Raw genomic sequence first — 5,899 nt, forward strand, 5'->3', positions numbered from 1 at the left:
AGCGCGAACGACGCGATCGAGGCGACCCAGTACGCGATCTGGCGCTACACGGACCTGACGTTCGATGCGAACTGGAACTTCGCGACGCCGAACTCCGCGCACGGGATCCCTGCGGCTTCGAGCAGGACGCCGGTCGGGGTGCCGTCCTCGTCGTCCAGGATCGTCACGCCGCCTTCGGGAACCGAGCCCGGCGCGATGCCGGCGAGCTCGAGGGCGCGCGAGTTCGCCCAGCGGTTGTGCCGGGAGTCCTCGACGAGCATCACGGGGCGTCCGCCGGCAGCGTCGTCCAGCAGACGGCGGGAGGCGGTGTTCGCGAGCGTCGGCAGCATCGTGCTCGCGACGGGGCCGCCGATGATCCATGCGTCCTCGGGCAGCGTCGCCGCCTTCTCCCGCACGCGGTCGAGGATCTCCGCCAGGGTGAGCGAGGAGGGCAGGGCCAGTTCGAACAGGTCCGTGCGCCCCGCCATCGCGTGGTGGTTGTGCACGTCTGCGAAGCCGGGGTAGACCGCGGCCCCGCCGAGCTCGAGAACCCGCGTGCGGCGTCCGCGCAGCGCCTCGACCTCGGCGCGCGCGCCGATCGCGGCGATGCGGCCGTCGCGGACGGCGAACGCCTCCGCGACGGGGTGCGCGGGGTCCACAGTGCGGATGACGTCGGCGACGACGATGAGCTCGGCGGGGGCGGTCGTCATGTCAGGCTCCGGTTCCGAAGTACGCGGGCTCGAGCTCCGGCGCGTGCTGGGTCACCGAGATGAGGCGCCCCCAGGCGCCGAACGTGAAGTGCGTGGGCACCTCGCCGGTCTCGTCCAGGCCGAACAGCACACCGTGCGAGCGGATCTTCGTGACGTCGCGGTGGTCGGCGATCGTGACCGAGGCGCAGGGGATGACCTTCTCGCGCCAGGCGAACACGTAGATGCCGGGGCGGACCTCCCACACGCTGTTCTCGTCGGTGTCGGCGAGGCCGCGCTCCGGACCGGCCAGGCACTGCCAGCTGTACCAGCGCTCGGACAGGTACACGTGCTCGTAGGCGTGCTCGGTGCTGTACACCCACTCCACGCGGCGGCCGATCAGCGCGGTCGTCGGGTGCGGCTCGTCGCCGGAGGGTGCGGTGCCGTCGATCGTCGCCGTGCCGAAGTGGTGCTGCACGCGCGTGCGGCCCTTCTCATCGGCGGGCAGGATCTCGCTGAGGATCGAGAGCACGCGCCCCGCGCGCAGGTCCACGACGAGCGAGACGGCCTCGTTCGGCAGGTAGTCGTGGTGGAACTGCACGAAGAACAGATCCTCGTCGACCTCGAACGCCTCATAGGCGTCGGTGTCGCTGGCCGGCGCAGTGGGATCGCCCTCGCCGGGGGAGTAGGTCCAGGTGACCTCGGCATCGGCGAAGCGGTGCGCGATGCGGGTGCCGTTGGGGGCGGTGAGGTCGATCTGGCGGCCGGACAGCGCCGTGGTGTGGGGCGCCTTGTTCGCGTCGAAGCCGGGGGCGAGGCCGTCCAGCGGAAGCCAGGTCGACGTGTCGGCGGGGTTCATGGTGGTCATGATGCTCCTTGATGGGTGGTTCGGGGAGGGGATGCGGACGATCAGCGCGTGCTGAACTGCTCGAGGTCGGCGGCGAGGCCGTCGTACACGGCGGGCTTCGAGCGCTTCAGGTACTGCGCGTAGAAGATCCCGCCGATCACGGCGAGCACGAGCAGCAGCGGCAGCAGGTTGATCCAGAGCTCCTCGGATCCGGCCACGATGTTGAAGTTGAACATCGCCAGGATCGCGATCGCCGCGATGCCGAGGAAGCCGATGCCGGGGGCGATGAACGTGCTCCACCAGCGGCCGTCGTTGCGGCGGCGGAAGTACACGACGATCGAGAGGGCCGCGAGACCCTGCAGGATCAGCACGCTGAGCGTGCCGAAGCCGAGCATCGCGGGCACGATCTGGGTGATCGGGTTGGCGCCGGCGAGGAAGAAGATCACCGCGACGACCGCGGCGAACCCGGCCTGCACGATGCCGGCGATCTGCGGGGCGCCGCCGGCACGGGTGCGGGCGAAGGCGTGCGGCAGGATCCGGGCGCGGCCGAGCGCGTACAGGTAGCGCGTCGCGGAGTTGTGGAAGGCCAGCATCGCGGCGAAGAGGCTCACGAGCAGCAGGATCTCCATGACCGTGGTGAGCGGACCGCCGAGGTAGGTCTGCGCGATCGAGAAGATGAGGTCGCCGTCCGCGAGGTGGTCGACCGCGGTCTTCTGCGCCTTCGCGACGCCGATCGCGCTCACGACGGCCCAGGTGGTGACGCCGAGGATGACGCCGATCGCGGTGATGGCCGTGTAGGTGGCGCGCGGGATGGTGCGCAGCGGCTGCTTGGCCTCCTCGCTGAACAGGGCGGTCGCCTCGAAGCCGAGGAAGCCGGTGGCCGCGAGCAGCAGGCCGATCGGAAGGGATCCGGAGAACACGGCCTCGGGGCTGAACGCCTCGAAGCTGTAGCCGGTGCGGATGAGCACCGAGATGTCGAAGACGACGAGCATGCTCACCTCGAGCACGAGGCAGACGCCGAGCACCTTGGAGGAGAAGTCCACGCCGACGCGCGCGAGCACGAAGCACACCGCGATCGAGAGCAGACCCCACACCAGCCAGTGGATGTCGAGTCCGGTGAGCTGGGCGATGATCGTCTGCATGAAGAAGCCGCTGGTGCCGATCGTGCCGACGACGAAGAAGTTGTAGCCGAGGGTCGCGATGAGGCCGGCGATGAGCCCGCCGGTGCGGCCGAGGCCCTTCACGACGAAGGCGTAGAAGCCGCCGGCGTTGACGAGCTGCTTCGACATCTGCGCATAGCCCACGGCGAACAGCAGCAGGATCACCGCCACCAGGAAGAACGACACCGGGGCGCCGCCGCCGTTGCCGAAGGCGATCACCAGCGAGGCGACGACGACGATCCCGGTGAGGGGGGCGACGGCCGCCAGCACGAGGAAGACGATCCCGGCGACGCCGAGGGCTCCCTGTCGCAGTGCGGTGTGGGTCTGTTGGTCGGGTGTAGCGGTCACGTCGGCTCCTTCGCTCGGTGACGGCGCGTTCTTCCGGCCAGGGCGGGCCTTGCAGCGCGGACGTCGTGCTGCCGGGAAGACGGGCGGTATCGGACTCTGCCGAGTCTGCCCCTCCGCGGTGCGAGGGGCTTGCCCATGAGTGAAGGACGATGGTGTCAGCGTGCACACCCGGCGCGCGCCCTCTCGATCCCGCCGTGTCCGCGGAGCAGGATGGCGGAACGGAGCCGGTCGGCCAGGCAGGCTCCCCACTCGGAGGGAGCGGCGATGGAGCTGCAGCTGCAGGGCAGGACCGCCCTGGTCACCGGTGCCGCCGGAGGGATCGGTCGGGCCGTCGCGCAGGCGCTCTCGGCCGAGGGCGTGCGGGTCGCGCTGCTGGATCGCTCCGCGGCGGGGCTCGAGGAGACCGCCGCGTCCTGCCCGGGATCCGTCCTCGTGGTCGCCGACGTCACGGACGAGGCCGCGGTCGGCGCGGCGGTGGCCGATGCCGTGGTGGCGCTCGACGGGCTGCACACGGTGGTGTGCTGCGCGGGGATCTCCGGCCCGGTCGGATCCGGGATCGACGAGACCTCGCTCGCCGAGTGGCAGGCCGTCTTCGCCGTGAACGTGACGGGTGCGTTCCTCGTGCTGCGGGCCGCGCTGCCGGCGCTGCGTGCGGCGCCTGCGGCCTCGGTGGTGCTGGTCGCGAGCGACTCCGCGTTCGTGGCTTCGGCCGGGATGGCGCCGTACTGCGCGTCCAAGGCCGCTCTCGTGCAGTTCGGACGCGCGCTCAGCGTCGACCTCGCCGACGACGACGTGCGCGTCACGACCGTGTCGCCCTCGATCGTGGACACCCCGATGAGCCGGGGCGATCTCGGCGACGAGGCGTTCGCGGCCCCTGCGTTCCCGGTGCAGACCGCCGAGGAGATCGCGGCTCATGTCGTCTACCTCGCATCCCCGCGCGCGCGTGCGGTGAACGGGTCAGGGATCCTCAGCGACTTCGGCTACAGCGCCCGCTCCGGCTTCCCCGCCTAGACCTTCTTCGGCTCCCCACGACTTCCCCCCGACTTCCCCCGCCTTCCACGACAGGAGACCCCATGACCACCAATGGATCCACCGGACGCGTCGTCGTCATCACCGGCGGCGGCACCGGCATCGGCGCCGCGATCGCCGCCCGCTACGCCGCAGAGGGCGCGCACGTCGTCGTCGTCGGACGCCGCGAGGCCCCGCTGCGCGAGGTCGAGCGCGCGGTCGGCGCGCACCCCGTGATCGCCGACGCCGCCTCGACCGAGGACGCGAAGCGCGCGGTCGCCGAGGTGCTCGCGACGTTCGGCCGCATCGACGTGCTCGTCGCGAACGCGGGCGGGCACGGCTTCGCCCCGGTCGGGGAGACGGACGATGCCGGCTGGGAGAGCGCGATCCGCGCGAACCTCACGACCGCGTTCGTGATGGCGCGCGAGGCGCTGCCCGCGCTCATCGAGGCGAAGGGGCAGATCGTCGTGATCTCCTCGCTCGCCGGACTCTTCGCGGGCCCCTCCGTCGCCGGGTACACGGTCGGCAAGCATGCGCTCATCGGCCTCACCCGCACGCTCGCGCGCGACTACGGCAAGCACGGGGTGCGCGTGAACGCGGTGTGCCCCGGCTGGGTGCAGACGCCGATGGCGGACGAGGAGATGGACGAGTTCGCGGAGCACGCCGGGCTCGCGTCGCGCGAGGAGGCGTACGCCACGGTCACCGCGGACGTGCCGCTGCACCGCCCGGCGCAGCCCGCCGAGATCGCCGCCGTGGTGCGCTTCCTCGGATCCGGCGAGTCGTCGTACATGACCGGATCCGTGCTGGTCGTCGACGGCGGCGCGCATATCGTCGACCTGCCCACGACCGCGTTCGAGCACGCCGGGATGTGAGGCGCCGGTCCTGATCCGTCGTCAGCCCTCGGCGGTGCGCGGATCAGGACCGTCCGGCTCTGCGGCGGGCCGTGCGTGCGCATCGTCGGCGCGCAGAGCCGGATCCATCCGGGCGAGGACCGTGCGCAGCTCCGCGATCTCGGCGCGCAGCGCGTCGACGTGCGCGACCGTGGCCGCCTGGCGGCTGGTGTTCTCGGCCGACACCTGCTCGACGATCCACGAGGCGAAGGTCGCCGAGACGACGCCGAGCAGGGCGATGCCGCTGAGCATGAGCCCCACGGCGATCACCCGGCCCTCGAGCGTGACGGGAACGAGGTCGCCGTAGCCGACGGTCGTGATGGTCGTGAACGCCCACCAGATCGCGTCGGGGTAGGTCACGATGCTGCCGCCGCCCGCGCGCTCGGCGTCGAGCACCGCGAGGGACGCGACGTAGACGAGCAGCAGGGTCGCGCCCGTGACGTAGATGACGATCTGCCCGCGCACGGCTCGGCCGGCGGTGCGCTGCAGCACCGCGAGCAGCGTGACCACGCGCAGCACCCGCAGCGGGCGGAGCATCGGCAGCACGACGGTCGCGAGGTTGAACAGGTGCGTGAAGAACCAGTGCCAGCGCCGCGGCGCGATCACGAGGCTCACGACGTAGTCGATGAGGAACGTGCCCCAGGAGACCCAGAGCAGGTCTTCGAGCAGGGCCCCGACCTCGCCCTTCGGATCCACGATCACCTGGATGGAGTAGGTGACGAGGAACAGCACGGACGCGACGACGAGCGGCCACTCGGCGATCCGCCGCCAGCGCTCCAACGTCATGCGCGCATCGTACGCCCGGCGGGCCGGGGGCGGGACCCGCGGTCGTTCCGAGGTGGTACGGCGGTCGTTCCGCGGTGGATCGGCGGTCTAGGCTGGGCGCCGTGACTCGGAGGGCGCGGTGGACGACGATCGTCGTCGTGGTCGCCCTCGTGGCGCTCGCGGTGCTCGTGATCGGACGGGGAGGGATCCCCGCCG

6 protein-coding genes are annotated in these 5,899 nt (G+C 71.4%); 2 read left to right on the forward strand and 4 right to left on the reverse strand.

Annotated features, from left to right (window positions below):
- Positions 1–44 precede the first annotated feature (44 nt).
- Genes B7X32_RS17510 through B7X32_RS17520 form a run of 3 tightly spaced genes read right to left on the reverse strand, consistent with a single transcriptional unit; the run spans position 45 to position 3,020 of the window.
- Positions 45–689 (reverse strand): amidohydrolase family protein, encoded by a 645-nt coding sequence (locus tag B7X32_RS17510; RefSeq protein WP_292722537.1) that lies wholly within the window; start codon positions 687–689, stop codon positions 45–47.
- A 1-nt stretch (position 690) separates the two neighbouring features.
- Positions 691–1,533 (reverse strand): MoaF C-terminal domain-containing protein, encoded by an 843-nt coding sequence (locus B7X32_RS17515; RefSeq protein ID WP_292722540.1) that lies wholly within the window; start codon positions 1,531–1,533, stop codon positions 691–693.
- Positions 1,534–1,574: 41 nt separating this feature from the next.
- On the reverse strand, positions 1,575–3,020 hold the full coding sequence (locus B7X32_RS17520) for an APC family permease (RefSeq protein ID WP_292722542.1): 1,446 nt from the start codon (positions 3,018–3,020) through the stop codon (positions 1,575–1,577).
- Positions 3,021–3,284: 264 nt separating this feature from the next.
- Here B7X32_RS17520 and B7X32_RS17525 point away from each other — a divergent pair, with 264 nt between their 5' ends.
- Both B7X32_RS17525 and B7X32_RS17530 read left to right on the forward strand, forming a co-directional pair.
- The gene (locus tag B7X32_RS17525; protein WP_292722545.1) at positions 3,285–4,031 is read left to right on the forward strand and encodes an SDR family oxidoreductase; all 747 of its coding nucleotides are present in this window, start codon (positions 3,285–3,287) and stop codon (positions 4,029–4,031) included.
- Between the two features lie 62 nt (positions 4,032–4,093).
- Positions 4,094–4,900, forward strand: coding sequence for an SDR family oxidoreductase (locus B7X32_RS17530; RefSeq protein ID WP_292722548.1), 807 nt, complete (start codon positions 4,094–4,096; stop codon positions 4,898–4,900).
- 21 nt (positions 4,901–4,921) lie between these two features.
- Here B7X32_RS17530 and B7X32_RS17535 read toward each other — a convergent pair whose 3' ends face one another.
- On the reverse strand, positions 4,922–5,704 hold the full coding sequence (locus tag B7X32_RS17535) for a potassium channel family protein (RefSeq protein WP_292722551.1): 783 nt from the start codon (positions 5,702–5,704) through the stop codon (positions 4,922–4,924).
- Between the last annotated feature and the right edge of the window lie 195 nt (positions 5,705–5,899).

The organism is Microbacterium sp. 13-71-7 (assembly GCF_002257455.1).
Lineage (GTDB): Bacteria > Actinomycetota > Actinomycetes > Actinomycetales > Microbacteriaceae > Microbacterium.